The sequence below is a fragment of the Rathayibacter sp. AY1G1 genome, from assembly GCF_002932095.1.
In the GTDB taxonomy this organism is placed as follows: Bacteria; Actinomycetota; Actinomycetes; order Actinomycetales; family Microbacteriaceae; genus Rathayibacter.
Window position 1 is genome coordinate 90,710 of sequence record NZ_PSUZ01000001.1, and the last position, 20,422, is coordinate 111,131.

Here is a 20,422-nt window from a genome sequence, read left to right on the forward strand (position 1 = left end):
TGCTTCTGGACAGCGACCGGGCAGCGGACTACAGTCGACCCGGGTTAGGCAAGGCTTACCGAACAACGGAGCCCCGCCGACCGGATCGACTCGGGGCGGGAGTCGCCCCCTCCTCGTCCACCATCGACCAAGAGAACACGCGTGCTCGCAAACTACCTCATCGGCCTCCGCGAAGGCCTCGAAGCCGGCCTCGTCGTCGGCATCCTCGTGGCCTACCTGACCAAGCTCGGCCGGCGCGACGTGCTGCCGCGGCTCTGGACCGGTATCGCCGCCGCGATCGCGATCTCACTCGTCACTGGTGCGATCCTCACCTGGGGCCCCTCGACCCTGTCGTTCCAGGCTCAGGAGCTCATCGGCGGCGGCCTCTCGATCCTCGCGGTCGGCCTGGTCACCTGGATGATCTTCTGGATGGGCGCGAACGCCCGCAGCATGAAGGGCAACCTCGAGTCCCGGCTCGACGGCGCCGTCGCGGGTTCGGCCCTCGGCATCGTGGTCCTCGGCTTCATCAGCGTCGGCCGCGAGGGCATCGAGACGGCGCTCTTCGTCTGGGCGAGCGTGTCCTCGAGCACTGCGGGGTCGGGATCCAGCGCGTGGGTCGGCACGGTCGGCGCGATGCTGGGCATCCTCAGCTCGGTCGTCATCGCGTACCTGATCTTCCGGGGCTTCGTCCGGATCGACCTCGGGCGCTTCTTCACCTGGACGGGCGGCTTCCTCATCCTTGTCGCGGCCGGCGTCCTCTCCTACGGCGTCGGCGACCTGCAGGAGGCGTCGCTCCTGCCCGGCTGGGGCACCCCGCTGTTCTCGCTCGGCCCGATCCTCCCGCCGCCCGTGACCGCCGTGGTCGGCGGCCTCTTCAACTACACGCCCGAGCCGACCGCTCTGCAGTTCGCCGCCTGGCTGCTCTACCTCGTCGTCGTCGGCGCCCTGTTCGTCCGCCAGGTCCGCCTGCGCGGTCCGCGACGGGGCAGCGCGGCCCCGGTCGCCGCTCCCGCTCCCACCTCCGTCTGACCCGCTCCGGCACCGCCGGCGCACTCGCCCCGATCCAGGAGAAGCATGTCCTCGCGCGCTCGTCCCACCCTCCCCCGCGTCACCCTCGGCCTCGCCGGCGCCGGCGCCCTGGCGCTGATCCTCACGGGCTGCGTGCCGAACACTCCCGCGTCCTCCTCCTCCGCCGCGCTCGACGTCGCGATCAGGGACGACGCCTGCGAGGTGTCGACGGCGACCGCCGAGGCGGGAGCGGTGACGTTCTCACTGACCAACGGCGGCTCGGACGTCAACGAGTTCGAGATCCTGGCCGAGGACAAGCTGCGGATCGTGGGCGAGAAGGAGAACGTGACCCCGGGCCAGAGCGTCTCCTACGTCGCTCAGCTCGAGCCGGGCACCTACTACACCGCCTGCAAGTTCCAGCAGGTCGGCGCCCCGGTCGGGCTGAGCGAGTTCACCGTGACCGGTGAGGCCACCGCGCAGTCGGCGGACGAGAAGGCGGCGACGGAGGCGGCGGTCACCAACTACGTGGCGTACGTGAAGTCGCAGGTGGGCGAGCTGCTCCCCGCGGTGGCCGAGTTCGCCCAGGCCTACGAGGCCGGCGACGACGAGAAGGCGCGCGGCCTCTTCGCGTCGACCCGCGTCTTCTACGAGCGGATCGAGCCGACCGCGGAGGCGTTCGGCGACCTCGACCCGCGCATCGACTACCGCGAGGTCGACGCCGTCGCCGAGGGCCTGGACTGGACCGGCTTCCACCGCATCGAGAAGGACCTGTGGGCCCCCGCGGAGGGTGCGCTCAACTCCGACGGCACGAGCGCGCTCCTCGACTGGGCGCCCTCCACCCCCGAGCAGCGCGCGCAGTTCGGCCAGGGCCTCGTCGACGACGTGCAGAGCCTGGCCGACCTCGTGAACGCGCCCGGCTTCACCGTCTCGGTGGGCGACATCTCCAACGGCGCCATCGGCCTGCTCGACGAGGTCGCGGCCGGCAAGATCACGGGCGAGGAGGACTGGTGGTCGAGCACTGACCTCACCGACTTCGCCGCGAACGTCCAGGGCGCGGAGGTGGCGTTCGGCAACGTCGAGCCGATCGCGACCGCCAGCGGCGACGAGGGCGCCGACCTCACCGGACGGATCACGCAGCGGTTCTCCGAGCTCGACGCCCTGCTCGCGCAGTACGGCTCGATCGACTCCGGCTTCGCTGCGTACTCCACCGTCACCGCGGAGCAGAAGAAGGAGCTCTCGGACGCGGTCAACGCTCTCTCCGAGCCGCTCTCGCAGCTGACCCACACGGTGCTGGGCGTCGAGGAGCCGGCCGCCTAGTGGGCGCCGAGCATCACGAGGGAGCCCGGCCGACGGCTTCCCAACAGCCCTCCGACGAGCCCCGCCGCCTCTCGCGGCGCGGGCTTCTCGGCCTCGTCTCGGCGGGGACGGCCGGGCTGGCCGCCGGAGTGGGCGGCACGGTGGCCGTCACATCGTCTGCGAGCGCGACGGCCTCCTCCGCCACGCGCACCGTGCCGTTCTTCGGCGCGAACCAGGCGGGCATCACCACCGCCGCTCAGGACCGGCTGCACTTCGCCGCGTTCGACCTCGCCGCGGGCACCACGCGCGAGGACCTCGTCGAGCTCCTGAAGGACTGGACGCTCGCCGCCTCGCGGATGACCCAGGGCCTCGAGATCGGCGAGACCGGCGCGGTGGACGGGCCGGACACGGCTCCCCCGGAGGACACCGGGGAGGCGCTCGGGCTCGACGCCGCGTCCCTCACCGTCACGGTCGGCTTCGGACCCACCCTCTTCACGGACGAGTCCGGCGCCGACCGCTTCGGCCTCGCCGACCGCCGGCCTCCGCAGCTGCAGGCCCTGCCCCGCTTCCGCGGCGACGCGCTCGTCCCGTCGGCCGGCGGCGGCGACCTCTGCATCCAGGCCTGCGCCGACGATCCGCAGGTCGCCGTGCACGCCATCCGCAACCTGAGCCGGATCGCGTTCGGCCGGGCCTCGCTCCGCTGGTCGCAGCTCGGCTTCGGCCGCACCTCCTCGACGTCCACCGCCCAGGCGACTCCGCGCAACCTCTTCGGCTTCAAGGACGGCACGGCGAACGTGAAGTCCGAGGAGGCCGACGCCGTAGAAGAGCACGTCTGGGTCCCCTCCTCCGACGGCCCCGCGTGGATGGTCGGCGGCAGCTACCTGGTCGCGCGGAAGATCCGGATGATCATCGAGACGTGGGACCGCAGCCAGCTGGGCGAGCAGGAGCGGGTCATCGGCCGCAGCAAGGGGTCCGGAGCGCCGCTCTCGGGCGGCACGGAGTCCACCGAGCCGGACTTCGCAGCGGCCGGCGCCACCGGTGCCCCGCTGATCGATCAGGAGTCGCACGTGCGCCTCGCGCATCCGAGCGTGAACAACGGGGTGCGGCTCCTGCGCCGCGGCTACAACTTCGTCGACGGCAACGACGAGCTCGGACGCCTGAACGCGGGGCTGTTCTTCCTCTCGTTCCAGCGCTCCCCGGAGCAGTTCGTCACCGTGCAGCGGAACCTCGCGACGGACGCGCTGAACGAGTACGTGAAGCACGTCGGCTCGGCCGTGTTCGCGGTGCCGCCCGGTGCCAGCGACGAGACTGACTTCCTCGGCTCCGGCCTCTTCGCCTGATCCCTGAGAGGACCCGCACTTCGTCCCAGGATCCGGCGGGCGCACTCCACGGCGCGCCGAAGCCTGCGCCCGTAGCGTCGTCGGCGATGTCCGGGAACAGTGCGAGAAGCGGCCTGACCAAGCGCGAGCGCCAGGAGCTCGCCCGAGCGCAGGCGCGGGAGCGCCGCGAAGCGGAGAGGCGCCGGCGGCGCCGGAACCGGCTGCTCGGGCAGGGCGGAGCGGTCGTCGGGCTCCTCGCGGTCGTGGCCCTGGTCTGCTGGAACGTCTGGTCGCAGCAGGAGGTCGCGAGCGCCGGCCCGGCGAACATGCTCAGCGACGGCATCGTCCTCGCGGGCGACGGCTCGGCCGTGTCGGCGACGACGACCGCGGCACTCGCTCCGGGAGCCTCCCCCGTCCCGACCGACGAGAGCGCCACACGGGCGGGCGGAGTCGTCGCCGTCGACCTCTACGTCGACTACCTCTGCCCGTACTGCGGGCAGTTCGAGAAGGCGAACGCCGAGCAGTTGCAGTCGTGGCTGACGAAGGGGGCGATCACGCTCGAGATCCACCCGGTGGCGATCCTCGACTCCTCCTCGGCCGGCTCCGAGTACTCCAGCCGGGCCGCGAACGCCGCGGCGTGCGTCGCCGACGAGGATCCGGACCGCTTCCTCGCCGTGAACGCGGCGCTCTTCGCGCAGCAGCCGGCGGAGGGGTCGACCGGCCTCGACGACGACGCTCTGCGGGCGCTGGTGACCGGAGCGGGCGTCACCGACGACGACGTCCTCGCCTGCATGACCGCGGGCGAGTTCCGGCCCTGGGTGAAGGCCGCGACCGAGCGGGCCACCTCGCTCCCCCTCGCGAACTCCTCGCTGCCGAAGCTCGAGTCGACGCCCACCGTGCTGGTGAACGGCGAGCAGTACACGGGGAAGCCGGACGACGCGGCGGCGTTCGTCTCCTTCGTCACCTCGACGCTCGAGGCGGAGTCCTCGACCCCCTCTCCCTTTCCGAGTCCGGCGGGCTGATCCGGACCGCGAGGGACGGGATCGGCGCTGCACGCTGCAGCACCGGGCGGAGACGACGAGACCGGCCGGAGCATCGCTCCGGCCGGTCTCGTCGTGGGCGGGCGCCGAGGCGCCCGGGGCTCAGCCCTGCTTCTTGAGGCGGCTCGTCATGCGCGCGCGGGCGTTCGCATCGAGCTCCACCTTGCGGATGCGGACGACCTCGGGGGTGACCTCGACGCACTCGTCCTCGCGGGCGAACTCGAGGCACTCCTCGAGCGTCAGCTGACGCGACGGCGTCATCGACTCGAAGGTGTCGGAGGTGGACTGACGCATGTTGGTCAGCTTCTTCTCCTTGGTGATGTTGACGTCCATGTCGTCGTTGCGAGAGTTCTCGCCGATCACCATGCCCTCGTATACCTCCTCGGTGGGGTTCACGAAGAAGGTCATCCGCTCCTGGAGCGCGATGATGGCGAACGGGGTCACGACGCCGTTGCGGTCCGCGACGATCGACCCGTTGTTGCGGGTGACGATCGCGCCGGCCCACGGCTCGTAGCCGTGCAGGATCGCGTTCGCGATGCCGGTGCCGCGCGTGGTGGTGAGGAACTCGGTTCGGAAGCCGATCAGGCCGCGCGACGGAACGATGAACTCCATGCGGACCCAGCCGGTGCCGTGGTTCGACATGCCGTCCATGCGGCCCTTGCGGGCGGCGAGGAGCTGCGTGATCGCGCCGAGGTACTCCTCCGGGGCGTCGATCGTGAGGTGCTCGAAGGGCTCGTGCGTCTTGCCGTCGACCTGGCGGGTGACCACCTGGGGCTTGCCGACGGTCAGCTCGTAGCCCTCGCGGCGCATCTGCTCGACGAGGATGGCCAGCGCGAGCTCGCCGCGGCCCTGGACCTCCCACGAGTCGGGGCGTCCGATGTCGACGATCTTGAGCGACACGTTTCCGATGAGCTCGCGGTCGAGGCGGTCCTTGACCATGCGCGCCGTGAGCTTGTGGCCCTTCACCTTGCCGACGAGCGGCGAGGTGTTGGTGCCGATCGTCATCGAGATCGCCGGGTCGTCGACCGTGATGGCCGGCAGCGGGCGGATGTCCTCGGGGTCGGCGATGGTCTCGCCGATGGTGATCTCGGGGAAGCCCGCGATCGCGACGATGTCGCCGGGGCCCGCGGACTCGGCCGGGTAGCGGTCGAGCGCCTTGGTGATCAGCAGCTCGGTGATGCGCGCGTTGGTGTGGGTGCCGTCGTGGTGGACCCAGGCGACCGTCTGCCCCTTCTTGATCGTGCCGTTGAAGACGCGGAGGAGGGCGAGGCGGCCGAGGAACGGCGACGCGTCGAGGTTGGTGACGTGGGCCTGGAGGGGCGCGTCGTCGTCGTAGGTCGGCGCGGGGATGTGCTTGAGGATCGCCTCGAACAGCGGCTCCAGGTCCTCGGCGTCCGGCAGCGTGCCGTCCTCGGGCTTGTTCGCCGAGGCGCGGCCGGCCTTGCCGGAGGCGTAGACCACGGGGACGTCGAGGATCGCGTCGAGGTCGAGGTCCGGCACGTCGTCGGCCATGTCGGAGGCGAGGCCGAGGAGCAGGTCCTGGCTCTCGGCGACGACCTCGTCGATGCGCGCGTCGGGGCGGTCGGTCTTGTTGACCAGGAGGATGACGGGGAGCTTCGCCTCGAGCGCCTTGCGCAGCACGAAGCGGGTCTGGGGCAGCGGGCCCTCGGACGCGTCGACGAGGAGGCAGACGCCGTCGACCATCGACAGGCCGCGCTCGACCTCGCCGCCGAAGTCGGCGTGGCCCGGGGTGTCGATGACGTTGATGGTGATGGGACCGTCGCTCGCGTGCTTGCCGCTGTACGAGACAGCGGTGTTCTTCGCGAGGATCGTGATGCCCTTCTCGCGCTCGAGCTCGTTGGAGTCCATCGCGCGCTCGTCCACGTGGGCGTGCGCGTCGAAGGAGTTCGTCTGCTTGAGCATGGCGTCGACCAGCGTGGTCTTGCCATGGTCGACGTGGGCGACGATCGCGACGTTGCGCAGGTCGGAGCGGGTGGCACTTGCCATGGATACGGACTCGTCTCGTGTTCTCGTGCAAAAGGGGGACCATCCATCGTACCGCAGCGAGGCGTCCGCACGGCGAAGGGCCCCGGATCCCCGCTCCGGAGGGCTCCGAGGAGCGCTCCAGGCGGGGCCGGGGCCCTGGTGACGGTCGGTCAGACCGCGAACTCGATGCCGGCGCCGGGGATGGCGTCGAGCAGCTCGCGGGTGTACTCCTGCTGCGGCGAGTCGAACACGGTGTCCGTCGGGGCGTGCTCGACGATCCTGCCCTTCTGCATCACGCAGACGTCGTCGGCGATCACGCGGACCACCGCCAGGTCGTGCGTGATGAACAGGTAGGTCAGCCCGAGCTCGGCCTGCAGGTCGGCGAGGAGGCGGAGGATCTGCGCCTGGACGAGGACGTCCAGAGCCGACACGGCCTCGTCGAGCACCACGATCTCCGGCTTCAGCGCGAGCGCGCGGGCGATCGCCACGCGCTGGCGCTGGCCGCCGGAGAGCTCGTTCGGGTACCGGCTCGCGATCACGCGCGGGAGGGACACCTGGTCGAGCAGCTCGAGGACGCGCTCGCGCTGCGACGTCCGGTCGCCGACCTTGTGCACTCGCAGCGGCTCCGAGATGGTGTTGCCGATGTTGTGCAGCGGGTCGAGCGAGCCGTACGGGTCCTGGAACACCGGCTGCATGGAGCGCCGGAGCGCCAGCATGTCGCGGCCCTTGAGCTTCTCGGTCCGGCGACCGGCGATCGAGATCGCTCCGGACGTCGCCGTCTCGAGGCCCAGCACCAGGCGGGCGATCGTCGACTTGCCCGATCCGGACTCGCCCACGAGCGCCGTGGTGGTGCCCTTCGGGATCGAGAACGACACGTTGTCGACGGCGGTGAAGTCCTCGGCCTTCAGGCCGCCGCGGCGGATCTTGAAGACCTTCGTGAGGCCGTCGACCTCGATCATCGGGGCGCCCGAGGCGACCGCGCCGGCGTGGTGCGCGGCGCCCGCGCCGACCAGGTCGACCTCGCGCACGGCCTCCGACTCGCCGGAGACCGACTCCACGGCCCGGCCGGCCGTCGACTGGATGCGGCGCGACGCGAGGCTGGGCGCCGCCGCGATCAGGCGCTGCGTGTAGGGGTGCTGCGGGTTCTGCAGCACCTCCACCGAGGCGCCGGACTCGACGATGCGGCCCTTGTACATGACGATGAGCTTCTCGGCGCGCTCGGCGGCGAGGCCCAGGTCGTGCGTGATGAAGAGCAGCGCGGTGCCGTCGGTCTTCGTCAGCGTCTCGAGGTGGTCGAGGATCCGGCGCTGGACCGTGACGTCGAGCGCCGAGGTGGGCTCGTCGGCGATCAGCAGCTGGGGAGCCGCGGCCAGGCCGATGCCGATCAGCACGCGCTGGCGCATGCCGCCCGAGAACTGGTGCGGGAACTGCTTGAGGCGCTTCTCCGCGTCGGCGAGGCCCGCGTTCTGCAGGACCTCGATCGCCTTGGCGCGCACCTCCTTGCGACCGGTCGCGAGGCCGTTGGCCTTGATGGTCTCCTCGACCTGGAAGCCGACCGACCACACGGGGTTCAGGTTCGACATCGGGTCCTGCGGGACGTAGCCGATCCGGCGGCCGCGGATGTCCTCGAGCTCGGTCCTCGTCGCCTTCGCGAGGTCCTTGCCGTCGAACAGCACGGAGCCGGCGGTGACCTGGCCGGTGCCGGGGAGCAGGCCGATGATCGCGGCGGCGGTCGTCGACTTGCCGGAGCCCGACTCCCCCACGATCGCGACGGTCTGGCCGTGCTCGATCGTGAGGCTCACGCCGCGGAGGGCGGGGACCAGTCCGCTGCCGGTCTGGAAGCCGACCTCGAGGTCGGTGACCTCGAGCAGCGGCCCGTGCGGTGCGTTCGGTGTCGTGGCGGTCATCGGAGGGCCCTCGCCTTCGGGTCGAGCGCGTCGCGGAGCGATTCGCCGAGGAGGATGAAGCTCAGCACCGTGACCGTCAGGGCGATCGACGGGTAGATCAGCGTCTGCGGGTTGGTGCGCAGATCGCGCTGGGCCTGGCTGATGTCGTTGCCCCACGACATGACCGAGCCGGGAAGGCCGACGCCGAGGAACGACAGCGTCGCCTCCGCGGTGATGGCCGCGCCGAGCGAGATCGTCGTGACGACGATGACGGGAGCGATCGAGTTCGGCAGCACGTGCCGGAACAGGATCGCCATGCGGGAGAGGCCGGTCGCGGTGGCGGCGCCGACGAAGTCGGCCTGCTTCACGCGGAGGACCTCGGAGCGCAGGACGCGCGCCGTCGTCGGCCAGGCGAACGCGCCGATCGCCAGGGCGATGACGAACACGTTCCGGTAGGCCGAGAAGACGGACATGATGACGACCGCGGCGAGGATGTAGGGGATCGAGAAGAAGATGTCGCCGAGGCGCATGATCACGGTGTCGACCCAGCCGCCGAAGAAGCCGGCCAGAGCGCCGCCGATGACGCCGGAGACCGTCGTGATCACGATCACGATGAGGCCGACGGTCAGCGACGTGGACGTGCCGTGGATGATCCGCGAGAAGACGTCGCACCCCTGCTTGGTGTAGCCGAGCAGGCTGCCGTCGCCGGGGCCCTGGTTGCTGAACGAGAGCGCGCACTGGCGGGGGTCCACCGAGGTGAACAGGCCCGGGAACAGCGCGACGGCGATGATGACGAGGATCAGGACGCCCGAGATCCAGAACATGGGCCGCTTGCGCAGGTCGCGCCACGCGTCGGTCCAGAGGTTGCTGGGCTTCTCGTCGAGGCTGACGGCGTCGACCGACGCGATCGGCGTCTCCTCGAGCGGGGCCACGAAGTGGTCGATGCGGCGGGCCTTCTGCGCGCCGCCGGTGGACTCATTTGGCATAGCGGATCCTCGGGTCGAGTACGGCGTAGAGCAGGTCGACGAGGATGTTCACCACGAGGTAGAACAGCACCATGACCGTGACGAAGGAGACGACGGTCGGCCGCTCACCTCGGATGATCGCCTGATAGAGCGTGTTCCCGACTCCGGGAACGTTGAAGATGCCCTCGGTCACGGTCGCGCCGACGATCAGGAGGCCGAAGTCGGCTCCGAACTGCGTCGTGACCGGGATGAGCGAGTTGCGCAGGACGTGCACGGGGATGACGCGGCGTCGCGAGAGCCCCTTGCTGTACGCGGTGCGGACGAAGTCCGAGCCGGCCGTCTCGATGACCGAGCCGCGCGTGAGGCGGATGGCCGAGGCGACCACGAACAGGGCGAGCACGATCGCGGGCAGCAGCAGCCTCTGGAACGACGCGTCGGCTCCGACGGTCGGAGGGAACCATCCCAGCTGGATCGCGAAGAAGGACTGCGCGATGAAGCAGAGCACGAAGATCGGCACCGACACGAGCAGGAGGCTGACGACCAGCGCGCTCGCGTCGAAGAAGCTGCCCTTGCGCAGACCGCTGACGAGGCCGATGGTCAGCGCGACGACGATCTCGATGACGATCGCCATCATGGCGAGCGTCAGGGTGACCGGGAAGGTGCGGGCGAGGATCTCGTTGACGGACTGGCCGGAGAACGAGATGCCGAAGTCGCCGCGGACGACGCCTCCCAGGTAGTACAGGTACTGGACGAAGAAGGGCTCGTTCAGGTGGTACTGCTCCTCGAGGCGGGCGAGGAGTGCGGGGCTCGGCGTCTTGTCGCCGAAGAGCGACAGGAGCGGGTTCCCCGGCATGGAGAAGACCATGAAGTAGATGAGGAACGTGGTGCCGATGAGCACGGGGACGGCTTGCAGGATGCGTCGGACGATGTAGGCGAGCATGTCAGCCCAGCCGGTTCCGGAGTCGCATGGATGGGGACCTCATTCGATTGTGACCGAAACAGGGCGCTCCGCCCGTGCCGTGACCTGGTGGCCGACGGCACGGGCGAAGCGCCCCAGTGGTTCGAGCTTAGTTCTTGGTGATCTCGTAGTAGAGCGGCACCGAGTTCCAGCCGAACTCGACGTTCGACACGCCCTCGCCGTAGCCGCCGGTCACGTTCGCGTACCACAGGGGCAGCGACGGGAGGTCCTTCAGGAGGATCTCCTGGGCCTGCTGGAACGTCTTGTTCGCAGCGTCGGCGTCGGCGTCCGACAGGCCCTGCTGGAGCAGGGTGTCGAACTCGGGGTTCGAGTAGTCGCCGTCGTTGGACGAGGCGCCGGTCACGTAGAGCGGTCCGAGGAAGTTGTAGAGGCTCGGGTAGTCGGCCTGCCATCCGGTCCGGAACGCGGTCTCGATCGAGCGGTCGACGATCTTGGTGCGCGCCTCGGCGAAGGTCGGGTACGCGTCGCCCTCGGCGTCGATGCCCAACGTGTTCTTGATCGAGTTGGTCACCGCGTCGACCCAGCCCTGGTGGCCGCCGTCGGCGTTGTAGGCGATCTTGAAGGTGCCGTCCCAGGGGCTGATCGCGTCGGCCTGAGCCCACAGCGCCTTGGCCTCGTCGGGGTTGTACTCGAGCACGTCGGCGCCGGAGAGGGCGTCGCTGTAGCCGTCGATCACCGGGGAGGTGAAGTCGGAGGCCGGGGTGCGGGTGCCCTCGAAGATCACGTCGGTGATCTCCTTGCGGTCGAAGGACATCGAGATCGCCTGGCGGCGGAGCTGGCCCTCCTCGCCGTCGAAGTGCGGGAGACGGCCCGGGATGGTGAAGGACTGGAACACGGCCGAGGGCTGGTTCACGGCGCGGTCGCCGAGGTCGCTCTCGAAGGTGCCGAAGGCGGAGTCCGGGATCTGGTCGATCACGTCGACGTTGCCGCCGAGGAGGTCGGCGTAGGAGGCGTCCTGGGTGGCGTAGAAGACGATCTTCAGGCCGCCGTTCTGGGCCTCGCGGGGGCCGGTGTACTCGTCGTTCTTGACGAGCTCGATCTGGACGTCGTGCTGCCACGCGTCGTCGCCGTCGAGCTTGTACGGGCCGTTGCCGATCGGGTTCTCACCGAAGGCGGCCATGTCGTCGAACGCGGCGGCGGGCAGCGGGTAGTACGCCGAGTAGCCGAGGCTGATCGGGAAGTCCGACTGCGGGGACTTGAGCGCGACGGTGAAGGTGGTGTCGTCCACGGCCTTGAGGCCGGTGAGCTCGCTGTCCTCGGTGTCGCTGAAGCCCTCGAAGTTCGAGAAGAACGACGCGCTGAGCTGGTTGTTCGACAGCTTGGCGCCGTAGTTCCAGGCGTCGATGAACGAGCTGGAGGTGACCGGGTCGCCGTTCGTGAAGGTCAGGCCCGACTTGATTTTGATCGTGTAGTTCTGCGCGTCGTCCGACTCGATGGACTCGGCGACGTCGTTCTCGGGGGCGCCCTTGGCGTCGTAGTAGACCAGGCCCGCGAAGATCTCGTCGAGGATCTTGCCGCCGCCCACCTCGTTGGTGTTCGTCGGGATCAGCGGGTTCTGCGGCTCGGAGCCGTTGGTGGAGATGATCGCGGCGGCGTCGCCTCCCGATGCACCTCCGCCCGAGTCGTTCGAGCTGCTGCAGCCGGCCAGGACCAGCGTGCTCGCGGCGACGAGCGCCAGAGCCCCGAATCCGTAACGTCTGATGTTCACTATTCCTCCAGTGATGTGGGGGCGCGCGAGAAGTGGTTTCCCTGACGCGTGGAGTGCCGTGCGCGTGGCGACGGCGGCGGCGCACGAGACTGGTGGCCGTCGCGCGGATGCCTTCAACGAGACTATGTATTCGCCCGCTATCTGCACAAAAGCATGTGGCAACCGTTACACAGCGGTAACCGGGAGGTGGAATCCTTGCGCTGTTCTGCACGAAACGTGCGTACCGGGCGGCCGTCGCGCAACACATCGACTTCAGAGGAGACGCACGGAGTGTCCACCGACCTGTCAGGATCCGCGCCCGGACGGCGCCGGATCCGCATCGAGATCCTGCTGGTCCTCGGGCTCTCGCTGGGCGCCTCCGCGGTCTACTCGGTGGTCTCCATCGCCAACCGGCTCACCCGCTCGACCGCACTGGCCGACCAGACCGCGACGATCAACGGCGCCCTCAGCGACCGCCCGGGCTTCGACCTCGTCTACCAGCTGCTCGCGCTCTTCTTCGACCTGGTGCCGGTGGCCCTCTGCGCGTTCCTGCTCTGGCAGAGCTCGGGCCGTCCGCTCGGGCGCCTGGGGCTCGACCTACGCCGGCCGTTCGCGGACCTGGGGACCGGGACCGTCCTCGCGGTGGCGATCGGCGCGCCGGGCATCGCGCTGTACGCCGTCGGACGCGCGCTGGGCATCACCGTGGCGGTGGTGGCCTCGCCGCTGGATGCGTACTGGTGGACGGTGCCGGTGCTCGTGCTCTCCGCGATCCGGGCGGGAGTGCAGGAGGAGGTCGTCGTGATCGGGTACCTCTTCGCCCGCCTGGGCGATCTGGGCTGGGGGCGGTGGCGGATCCTGGTGACCAGTGCGCTGCTCCGGGGCAGCTACCACCTGTACCAGGGCATCGGGCCCTTCATCGGGAACGTGGTCATGGGCCTGGTGTTCGGACTGTTCTACCAGCGCTTCGGACGCACCCTGCCCCTGGTGATCGCCCACTCGATCATCGACATCGTCTCGTTCGTCGGCTACCCGCTGGCCGTCGCCCTCTGGCCCGAGCTGTTCGCGCCGCCGGCTCCGCGGCCGTGACGACGGACCGATCGCATTTGAGGAGCCGCAGGACCGCGCCGCGGCTCTCCACTGCCGCGGCGTGACGCCCGCACGGTGGAGCTGCTCGCTCGTCGCGACTCCGTCGAGCCCTGCCGGCACCTCCACCACGCGTTCCACACGGTCGGGCTCCCTCGTGCATCGGAGTCGCCGTGCGCCGTTCCCCCCGGATCGGGAGAACTGCGCCCCACTCCGCGCCTGTGCGGGACCGACGGTGTCCGCAGCCGAGGGTGGGAGATGACAGGACGGGCTCGAGGCTCCGTTCCTGCTCTCTCACCCTCGGTTGCGGACGAGCGCGTGCGGGCGGATCAGGCGAAGGCCTCGATGGGCGGGCAGGCGCAGACGAGGTTGCGGTCGCCGTAGGCCTGGTCGATCCGGCGGACCGGCGGCCAGTACTTGCCGCGCACCAGCGAGCGGACCGGGTAGACGGCCTGCTCGCGGCTGTAGGGGTGCGTCCACTCCTCGGCCGTCAGGCACTCGGCGGTGTGCGGGGCGCCGCGCAGCGGGTTGTCGTCCACCGGCCACTCCCCCGCGCCGACGCGGTCGGCCTCCGCCCGGATCCCGATCATCGCGTCGATGAAGCGGTCGATCTCGGCGAGGTCCTCGCTCTCCGTCGGCTCGACCATCAGGGTCCCGGCGACGGGGAAGCTCATGGTCGGGGCGTGGAAGCCGTAGTCGACGAGGCGCTTGGCGACGTCGTCCACGGTCACTCCGGTCGCCGCCGTCAGCGGACGGATGTCGAGGATGCACTCGTGGGCGACGAGCCCGTTGTCCCCCGTGTAGAGCACCGGGTAGTGCTCGCGGAGGCGCGCGGCGACGTAGTTGGCCGAGAGGACGGCCGCCCCGGTCGCGGCCCGCAGGCCCTCCTCGCCCATCATCCGGGCGTACGCCCACGAGATCGGCAGGATGCCGGGGCTGCCGTAGGGCGCTGCCGACACCGGTGCGCCGCCGTGGACGATCCGCTCGCCCTGCGTGCCCACGCCGTGATCGAGCCGCTGCGCGAGCGGGTGGCCGGGCAGGAACGGCGCGAGGTGCGCCTTCGCGGCGACGGGACCGACGCCGGGACCGCCTCCGCCGTGCGGGATGCAGAACGTCTTGTGCAGGTTGAGGTGCGAGACGTCGCCGCCGAAGTCTCCGAAGCGGGCGAAGCCGAGGAGCGCGTTGAGGTTCGCGCCGTCCACGTACACCTGTCCGCCGGCCTCGTGGACGAGGCGGCAGATCTCGGCGACCTCGTGCTCGTAGACGCCGTGGGTCGACGGGTAGGTGATCATCAGCGCGGCGAGGGAGCCCGCGTGCTCGGCGATCTTCGCCCGGAGGTCGTCCAGGTCGACGTTGCCGAGCTCGTCGCAGGCCACGACGACGACGCGCATGCCGGCGAGGACCGCGCTCGCGGCGTTGGTGCCGTGGGCGCTCGAGGGGATCAGGCAGACCGTGCGGTCCTCGTCGCCGTTCGACCGGTGCCAGCCGCGGATCGCCAGCAGGCCCGCGAGCTCGCCCTGCGAGCCGGCGTTGGGCTGGAGCGACACGGAGTCGTAGCCGGTGAGGTGGGCGAGCCACCCCTCCAGCTGGTCGATCAGCGCCAGGGAGCCCTGCACGTCCGCCTCGGGGGCGAACGGGTGCAGGTCCGCGAACTGGGGCCAGCTGACCGCCTCCATCTCGGTGGCGGCGTTGAGCTTCATGGTGCAGGAGCCGAGCGGGATCATGCCGCGGTCCAGCGCGTAGTCCGAGTCGGCGAGGCGCTTGAGGTAGCGCATCATCGAGGTCTCGCTGTGGTGGCTGCTGAAGACCGGGTGCACGAGGAACGGCGTGCGGCGGTCGAGCTCGGCGGGGATGCTCCGCGCGGAGCCGCTGAGGAAGCCGAACGACGAGTCCAGCTGCCCGACGGCGGTCGCGACGGCGATCACCTCGAGGTCGGTGACCGTCTCGTCGATCGACACCGAGACCGTGTCGGCGTCGACCAGGCGCACGTCGAAGCCGGCCTCGCGGGCGCGGGCGACCGCCGCCTCCGCACCGCCGGGCACGACGACCGAGACGGTGTCGAAGAAGTCGGCGTGCCGGAGGGAGTGGCCCCGGTCGAGGAGGAGGCGCGCGAGGAGCGCGGCCCGGCCGTGCACGCGCTCGGCGATCGCGGCGAGCCCGTCCGGCCCGTGGTAGACCGCGTACATCGCGGCCATGACCGCCAGGAGGACCTGCGCGGTGCAGATGTTCGAGGTGGCCTTCTCGCGGCGGATGTGCTGCTCGCGGGCCTGGAGGGACAGGCGGTAGGCGGGGTGGCCGTCCGCGTCCTGGCTGACGCCGACGAGGCGGCCGGGCAGCTGGCGCTCGAGTCCCTTGCGGACGGCGAGGTAGCCGGCGTGCGGTCCTCCGAAGCCCAGCGGGACGCCGAAGCGCTGCGTGGTGCCGACCGCGACGTCCGCGCCGAGCTCGCCCGGCGAGCGCACCAGGGTCAGCGCGAGCAGGTCGGCGGCGACGACGGCCAGGCCGCCGTGGGCCTTCACCGCGGCGAGCACCGCCGACGGGTCCCAGAGGTGCCCGGACGCGCCGGGGTACTGCACGAGGGCGCCGAAGCACTCCGGCACCTCCTCCGCGGCGGTGCGCGAGAGCGGGAGCTCGACGATGCGGATGCCGACGGCCTCCGCGCGGCCGCGCAGCAGCGCGAGGGTCTGCGGGAGAGCGTCGGAGTCGACGACGAAGACGTCGGTGCGCGCCTTCGAGGCGCGGCGCGCGAGCAGCATCGCCTCGACGACGGCGGTGCCCTCGTCGAGCATCGACGCGCCGGCCGTGTCGAGGCCGGTGAGGTCGGAGACCATCGTCTGGAAGTTGATCAGCGCCTCCAGGCGCCCCTGCGAGATCTCGGGCTGGTACGGCGTGTAGGCCGTGTACCAGCTGGGGTTCTCGAGCACATTGCGCTTGATCACGGCGGGGGTGTGCGTGCCGTAGTAGCCGAGGCCGATCATCGGCCGACGCACCGTGTTCTTCGCGGCGAGGGCGCGCAGCTCGGCGAGCGCCTCCGTCTCGGTGGCCGGAGCGGGCAGCACCCGCGGGAGGTCGCGGACCTGGATCGACTCGGGGACGGCGGCGGTGACGAGCTCCTCCACGGAGTCGTAGCCGAGAGCCGCGAGCATGGTGCGCTGCGCGTCGGCGTCGGTCCCGATGTGGCGGGACTCGAAGGCGCCGGGGGTCCTGGTGGCCGCCATCTACTCGCCGACCAGCTCGGTGTAGGCGGCGGAGTCGAGGAGGCCGTCGGGCAGGGCGTCGAAGCGGACCCGGATCAGCCACCCCTCGCCGAACGGATCGGAGTTGACGAGCTCGGGGCTGTCGACGACGGCCGTGTTGGCCTCGAGGACCTCGCCGTCGACGGGGGCGAACAGCTCGCCCACCGACTTGGTCGACTCGATCTCGCCGACGACGCTTCCGCCCTCGACGCGGGCTCCCGCCTCGGGGAGCTCGACGAAGACGACGTCGCCCAGCTTGTCGGCGGCGTAGGCGGTGATGCCGACGGTCGCGACCTCTCCGTCGACCCGGATCCACTCGTGGTCGGAGGTGTACTGCAGCTCGGTGGGCACGGCCATGTCAGTTCTTCTTTCTCGAGTAGAAGGGGAGCTCGGTGACGGTCATCGGGAGGCGCGTGCCGCGGATGTCGACGGCGAGCGCCGTCCCGGGCTGCGCGGAGGCGGGGGCGACGTAGGCCATCGCGATCGGGACGCCCAGGGTCGGCGAGAGGACGCCGCTGGTGACCACTCCGACCTCGTCGTCGCCGGAGAGGACGGTGTAGTCGGCACGGGCGGCGCGGCGGCCCTCGCCGACGAGCCCGACGAGCACGGGAGCGTCTCCGGAGGGACCCTCCTCGCTGGCCGCGCGGCCGACGAAGTCGATCGGCTTCCCGAAGGCGACGACGCGGCCGAGGCCGGCCTGTGCGGGGAAGACGTCGCGGGAGAGCTCGTGGCCGTAGAGCGGCATGCCCGCCTCGAGGCGGAGGGTGTCGCGGGCGGCGAGGCCGGCGGGGACGAGGCCCGCTCCGGCGCCGGTCTCGGCGAGAGCTCGCCAGAGCGCGGGAGCGGAGTCGGGCGAGACGTAGATCTCGAAGCCGTCCTCCCCCGTGTACCCGGTGCGCGCGATCAGGATCGGGTGCGCCTCGAAGGTCGCGGGCACGGCGCGGTAGTAGCGCAGCTCCGCGAGGAGGCGGGCGGCGTCGTCCGTGTCGAGCACCGACTCCGCTCCCCGCTCGGTCTCGACGGCGAGGCCCTGGACGTTCTGCAGGATCTCGAGCGAGCGCGGGCCCTGCAGCGCGATGAGGGCGACGTCGTCGCTCTCGTCGAACAGCTCGCACTCGAACATCGCGGTGCGGTCGCGGAGCGTCTCGACGACGATGTGCCGGTTGGCCGCGTTCGCGACGACCATGAAGCGGTCCTCGCCCGTGCGGTAGACGACGAGGTCGTCGATCACGCCGCCCGTGCGCTCCAGGAGGAGGGTGTACTTCGCGCGGCCGGCGGCGACGGCCGAGATGTCGCTCGCCAGCGCGTAGTCGAGGGCGTCGACCGCCTCGGGGCCGACGACGAGGATCTCGGCCATGTGCGAGAGGTCGAAGAGGCCGGCGGCGGTGCGCACGGCGTGGTGCTCGGCGAGATCGCCGGAGTAGCGGACCGGCATCTGCCACCCGGCGAAGTCGGTGAAGGACGCGCCGGCGGCGACATGCACCTCGTGCAGGGGCGAGTAGCGGGCTTCGGGGCTGGTCGTCGGGGTCTCGGACATGAGTTCTCCATTTCGTCGCAGTGCTGGACTCGCGCCGCGTTCGCGGCAGAGCACAGCAGTGCCGTGGGAACTCCCCCTCTGTCGTGGAGCCTGAGAGATTCGCGCCGCCCCGCGGGGTCGAGCGCTTTCACCATGGGCGGATCCGAGCGGATCGCTTTCCAGAGTGGCCAGTTCGACGCGGTACAAGACCTGAGAGATTGGCGGGGAGGCTTGCTCCTTCGGTGCCGACCGGAGTCGGCTCTCCCGCGTCGCGTATTGCGGCCCGGTATTCGGTTGTGCGGTCAGCCTAGCGGGCGGGGCGGGCCCGTAGCGGCGTGTCGCTTCTCCCGCTAGGTGTTCAGGTGTTGGTGACACTAAGGTGATCCCAGCACTTACAGTCGGTGCGACTCTTAGTAGGGGGCATCGGATGCCGGACGTGCAGCTCGCCGTGTCGACGGTGATCTTCGCCCTGCGGCCGCACCCGGAGACCGGAGCGAGCACCGTCTGGATCCCCGTCGTCCGGCGCATCCGCGAGCCGTTCGAGGGACTCTGGGCACTGCCCGGCGGACCGCTGCATCCGGACGAGGATCTCGCCGAATCGGCCCGCCGCACTCTCCGCGAGACCACGGGCCTGGCTCCGCGCTACCTCGAGCAGCTCTACGCCGTCGGCGGCACCGACCGCTCCCCCGGTGAGGACCGCGTCGTGTCGATCGTCTACTGGGCGCTCGTGCGCTCCGCCGAGGCCGACGAGGCCATCGTGGGAGAGAACGTCGCCTGGCTCTGCACCGATCTGCCGCTCGAGCTCGCCTTCGACCACGGACTGATCGTCGACTACGCCCTCTGGCGCCTGCGCAACAAGATGGAGTACTCCCGCATCGCGCAGGCCTTCCTCGGCGGCGCCTTCACCCTGTCCCAGCTGCGGGAGGTCCACGAGGCCGTCCTGCAGAAGCCCCTCGACCCGGCCAACTTCCGCCGGACGATCGAGAGCTCCGGCACCGTGGTGCCCACCGGGGAGCGCCTGACGGGCACCCGCCACCGTCCCCCGCGCCTCTACCGCTACGACGAGTCGGCGGCGCTCGTCGACAACGGCCCGCTGCCCGTCTGAGCGCGCCGCCCGACTCCCCCACCCGCCTCACGAGGAGAACACCGTGACATCCGTCGACAGCACCATCCGGCTCATCGAGGGCGGCTCCGCGCCCGGCGCCACCTGCGCGCCCGAGCTCGCGGAGGCCCCCTGGTCGTTCGACCTCGGCCTGCCCGCCTACGGGCCCGGCGCCTCCCAGGCCGACCCGATCCCGGCCGACGCCCCGGTCCAGGGACGTCTGCCGGAGGAGTACACGACGGCGAGCGCCGACGAGCTGCACCACCGCATCCTCGCGGCGAAGGAGACGCTCGGCGAGCGGGTCGTCGTGCTCGGGCACTTCTACCAGCGGGACGAGGTGGTGCAGTACGCCGACTACGTGGGCGACTCGTTCCAGCTGGCGAAGGCGGCGACGAGCCGGCCCGACGCCGAGGCGATCGTCTTCTGCGGCGTGCACTTCATGGCGGAGACGGCCGACATCCTCTCCGGTCCGGAGCAGGCCGTGATCCTCCCGAACCTGGCGGCCGGCTGCTCGATGGCGGACATGGCCGACATCGACTCCGTCGAGGACGCCTGGGCCGAGCTCACCGAGCTCTACGGCACCGAGCCGGACACCGACGGCCGCGTGCCGCTCGTCCCGGTCACGTACATGAACTCCTCCGCCGCGCTGAAGGCGTTCTGCGGCCGCAACGGAGGCGTGGTCTGCACCTCCTCGAACGCGGCGACCGTGCTCGAGGACGCGTTCGCGCGCGGGCAGCGGGTGCTGTTCTTCCCCGACCAGCACCTCGGCCGCAACACCGCCAAGGCGATGGGCGTGCCGCTGGAGCGGATGCCGATGTGGAACCCGCGGAAGCCGCAGGGCGGCTCCGACACCGCGACGCTCCTGGACGCGCAGGTGATCCTCTGGCACGGCTTCTGCTCGGTGCACAAGCGCTTCACGACGGCCCAGATCGCGAAGGCGCGCGCCGAGCACCCGGGCGTGCGCGTGATCGTGCACCCGGAGTGCCCGATGGCGGTCGTCGACGCGGCCGACGAGTACGGCTCGACCGACTACATCGTGAAGGCGATCCAAGCGGCACCCGCGGGATCGACCTTCGCGATCGGCACCGAGATCAACCTGGTGCAGCGCCTCGCTGTCCAGTACCCGCAGCACACGATCTTCTGCCTCGACGACGTGGTCTGCCCCTGCTCGACCATGTACCGCATACACCCCGGCTACCTCGCCTGGGTGCTCGAGGGACTGGTCGCGGGGACGGTGCTCAACCGCATCGAGGTCGCGGAGTCGGTGCAGGCCGAGGCGCGCATCGCCCTCGAGCGGATGCTCGCGGCCGTTCCGCCCGCCGGGCCGGCGGCGGTCTGAC

15 protein-coding genes and 1 riboswitch are annotated in these 20,422 nt (G+C 70.7%); of the genes, 7 read left to right on the plus strand and 8 right to left on the minus strand.

Translation table 11 applies throughout. The features are described from left to right. The first annotated feature begins 141 nt into the window (after positions 1–141). The 4 genes from efeU (at position 142) to C5C36_RS00450 (ending at position 4,624) form a co-directional block, all read left to right on the plus strand. The gene (efeU, locus tag C5C36_RS00435) at positions 142–1,008 is read left to right on the plus strand and encodes an iron uptake transporter permease EfeU (RefSeq protein ID WP_104309066.1); all 867 of its coding nucleotides are present in this window, start codon (positions 142–144) and stop codon (positions 1,006–1,008) included. 45 nt (positions 1,009–1,053) lie between these two features. Beyond that, the gene (gene efeO / locus C5C36_RS00440; protein ID WP_104237549.1) at positions 1,054–2,304 is read left to right on the plus strand and encodes an iron uptake system protein EfeO; all 1,251 of its coding nucleotides are present in this window, start codon (positions 1,054–1,056) and stop codon (positions 2,302–2,304) included. Continuing rightward, positions 2,304–3,623, plus strand: a complete 1,320-nt coding sequence (efeB, locus tag C5C36_RS00445; protein ID WP_104309067.1) for an iron uptake transporter deferrochelatase/peroxidase subunit — start codon at positions 2,304–2,306, stop codon at positions 3,621–3,623. Before efeO ends, efeB begins: the two co-directional genes overlap by 1 nt. 86 nt (positions 3,624–3,709) lie before the next feature. Then, positions 3,710–4,624: a thioredoxin domain-containing protein gene (locus C5C36_RS00450; protein WP_104309068.1), complete on the plus strand. Its 915-nt coding sequence runs from the start codon at positions 3,710–3,712 to the stop codon at positions 4,622–4,624. Between the two features lie 120 nt (positions 4,625–4,744). Here C5C36_RS00450 and typA read toward each other — a convergent pair whose 3' ends face one another. The 5 genes from typA to C5C36_RS00475 form a co-directional block, all read right to left on the minus strand. Continuing rightward, positions 4,745–6,649 carry a translational GTPase TypA gene (gene typA, locus C5C36_RS00455; protein WP_104222978.1) on the minus strand — a complete coding sequence of 635 codons (1,905 nt, stop codon included), beginning with the start codon at positions 6,647–6,649 and terminating at the stop codon, positions 4,745–4,747. Positions 6,650–6,798: 149 nt separating this feature from the next. Next, positions 6,799–8,535: an ABC transporter ATP-binding protein gene (locus C5C36_RS00460; protein ID WP_104260189.1), complete on the minus strand. Its 1,737-nt coding sequence runs from the start codon at positions 8,533–8,535 to the stop codon at positions 6,799–6,801. Further along, on the minus strand, positions 8,532–9,500 hold the full coding sequence (locus tag C5C36_RS00465) for an ABC transporter permease (protein WP_104222976.1): 969 nt from the start codon (positions 9,498–9,500) through the stop codon (positions 8,532–8,534). Before C5C36_RS00465 ends, C5C36_RS00460 begins: the two co-directional genes overlap by 4 nt. Beyond that, complete coding sequence (locus C5C36_RS00470) at positions 9,490–10,419, minus strand: ABC transporter permease (RefSeq protein ID WP_104268461.1); 930 nt, start codon at positions 10,417–10,419, stop codon at positions 9,490–9,492. The genes C5C36_RS00465 and C5C36_RS00470 overlap by 11 nt, the downstream gene beginning before the upstream one ends. A 127-nt stretch (positions 10,420–10,546) precedes the next feature. Then, a complete protein-coding gene (locus C5C36_RS00475; protein ID WP_104232745.1) occupies positions 10,547–12,166 on the minus strand; it encodes an ABC transporter substrate-binding protein in 1,620 nt (539 codons plus the stop codon). Between the two features lie 270 nt (positions 12,167–12,436). On the opposite strand from C5C36_RS00475, the gene C5C36_RS00480 reads away from it, so the two are divergent. After that, positions 12,437–13,231, plus strand: a complete 795-nt coding sequence (locus tag C5C36_RS00480) for a CPBP family intramembrane glutamic endopeptidase (RefSeq protein ID WP_258065360.1) — start codon at positions 12,437–12,439, stop codon at positions 13,229–13,231. Positions 13,232–13,557: 326 nt separating this feature from the next. On the opposite strand, the gene gcvP is transcribed toward C5C36_RS00480, so the two are convergent. Genes gcvP through gcvT form a run of 3 tightly spaced genes read right to left on the minus strand, consistent with a single transcriptional unit; the run spans position 13,558 to position 18,001 of the window. Beyond that, a complete protein-coding gene (gene gcvP / locus C5C36_RS00485; protein ID WP_104309069.1) occupies positions 13,558–16,446 on the minus strand; it encodes an aminomethyl-transferring glycine dehydrogenase in 2,889 nt (962 codons plus the stop codon). Further along, positions 16,447–16,821: a glycine cleavage system protein GcvH gene (gene gcvH, locus C5C36_RS00490; RefSeq protein ID WP_104237541.1), complete on the minus strand. Its 375-nt coding sequence runs from the start codon at positions 16,819–16,821 to the stop codon at positions 16,447–16,449. A gap of 1 nt (position 16,822) precedes the next feature. Continuing rightward, positions 16,823–18,001, minus strand: coding sequence for a glycine cleavage system aminomethyltransferase GcvT (gcvT, locus tag C5C36_RS00495; protein WP_104309070.1), 1,179 nt, complete (start codon positions 17,999–18,001; stop codon positions 16,823–16,825). Positions 18,002–18,169: 168 nt separating this feature from the next. Further along, positions 18,170–18,257: riboswitch (glycine riboswitch) on the minus strand. 150 nt (positions 18,258–18,407) lie between these two features. Here gcvT and C5C36_RS00500 point away from each other — a divergent pair. Both C5C36_RS00500 and nadA read left to right on the plus strand, forming a co-directional pair. Continuing rightward, positions 18,408–19,085 (plus strand): NUDIX domain-containing protein, encoded by a 678-nt coding sequence (locus C5C36_RS00500; RefSeq protein WP_104222969.1) that lies wholly within the window; start codon positions 18,408–18,410, stop codon positions 19,083–19,085. A gap of 43 nt (positions 19,086–19,128) precedes the next feature. Then, positions 19,129–20,421, plus strand: a complete 1,293-nt coding sequence (gene nadA, locus C5C36_RS00505) for a quinolinate synthase NadA (RefSeq protein WP_104309071.1) — start codon at positions 19,129–19,131, stop codon at positions 20,419–20,421. Position 20,422 lies beyond the last annotated feature (1 nt).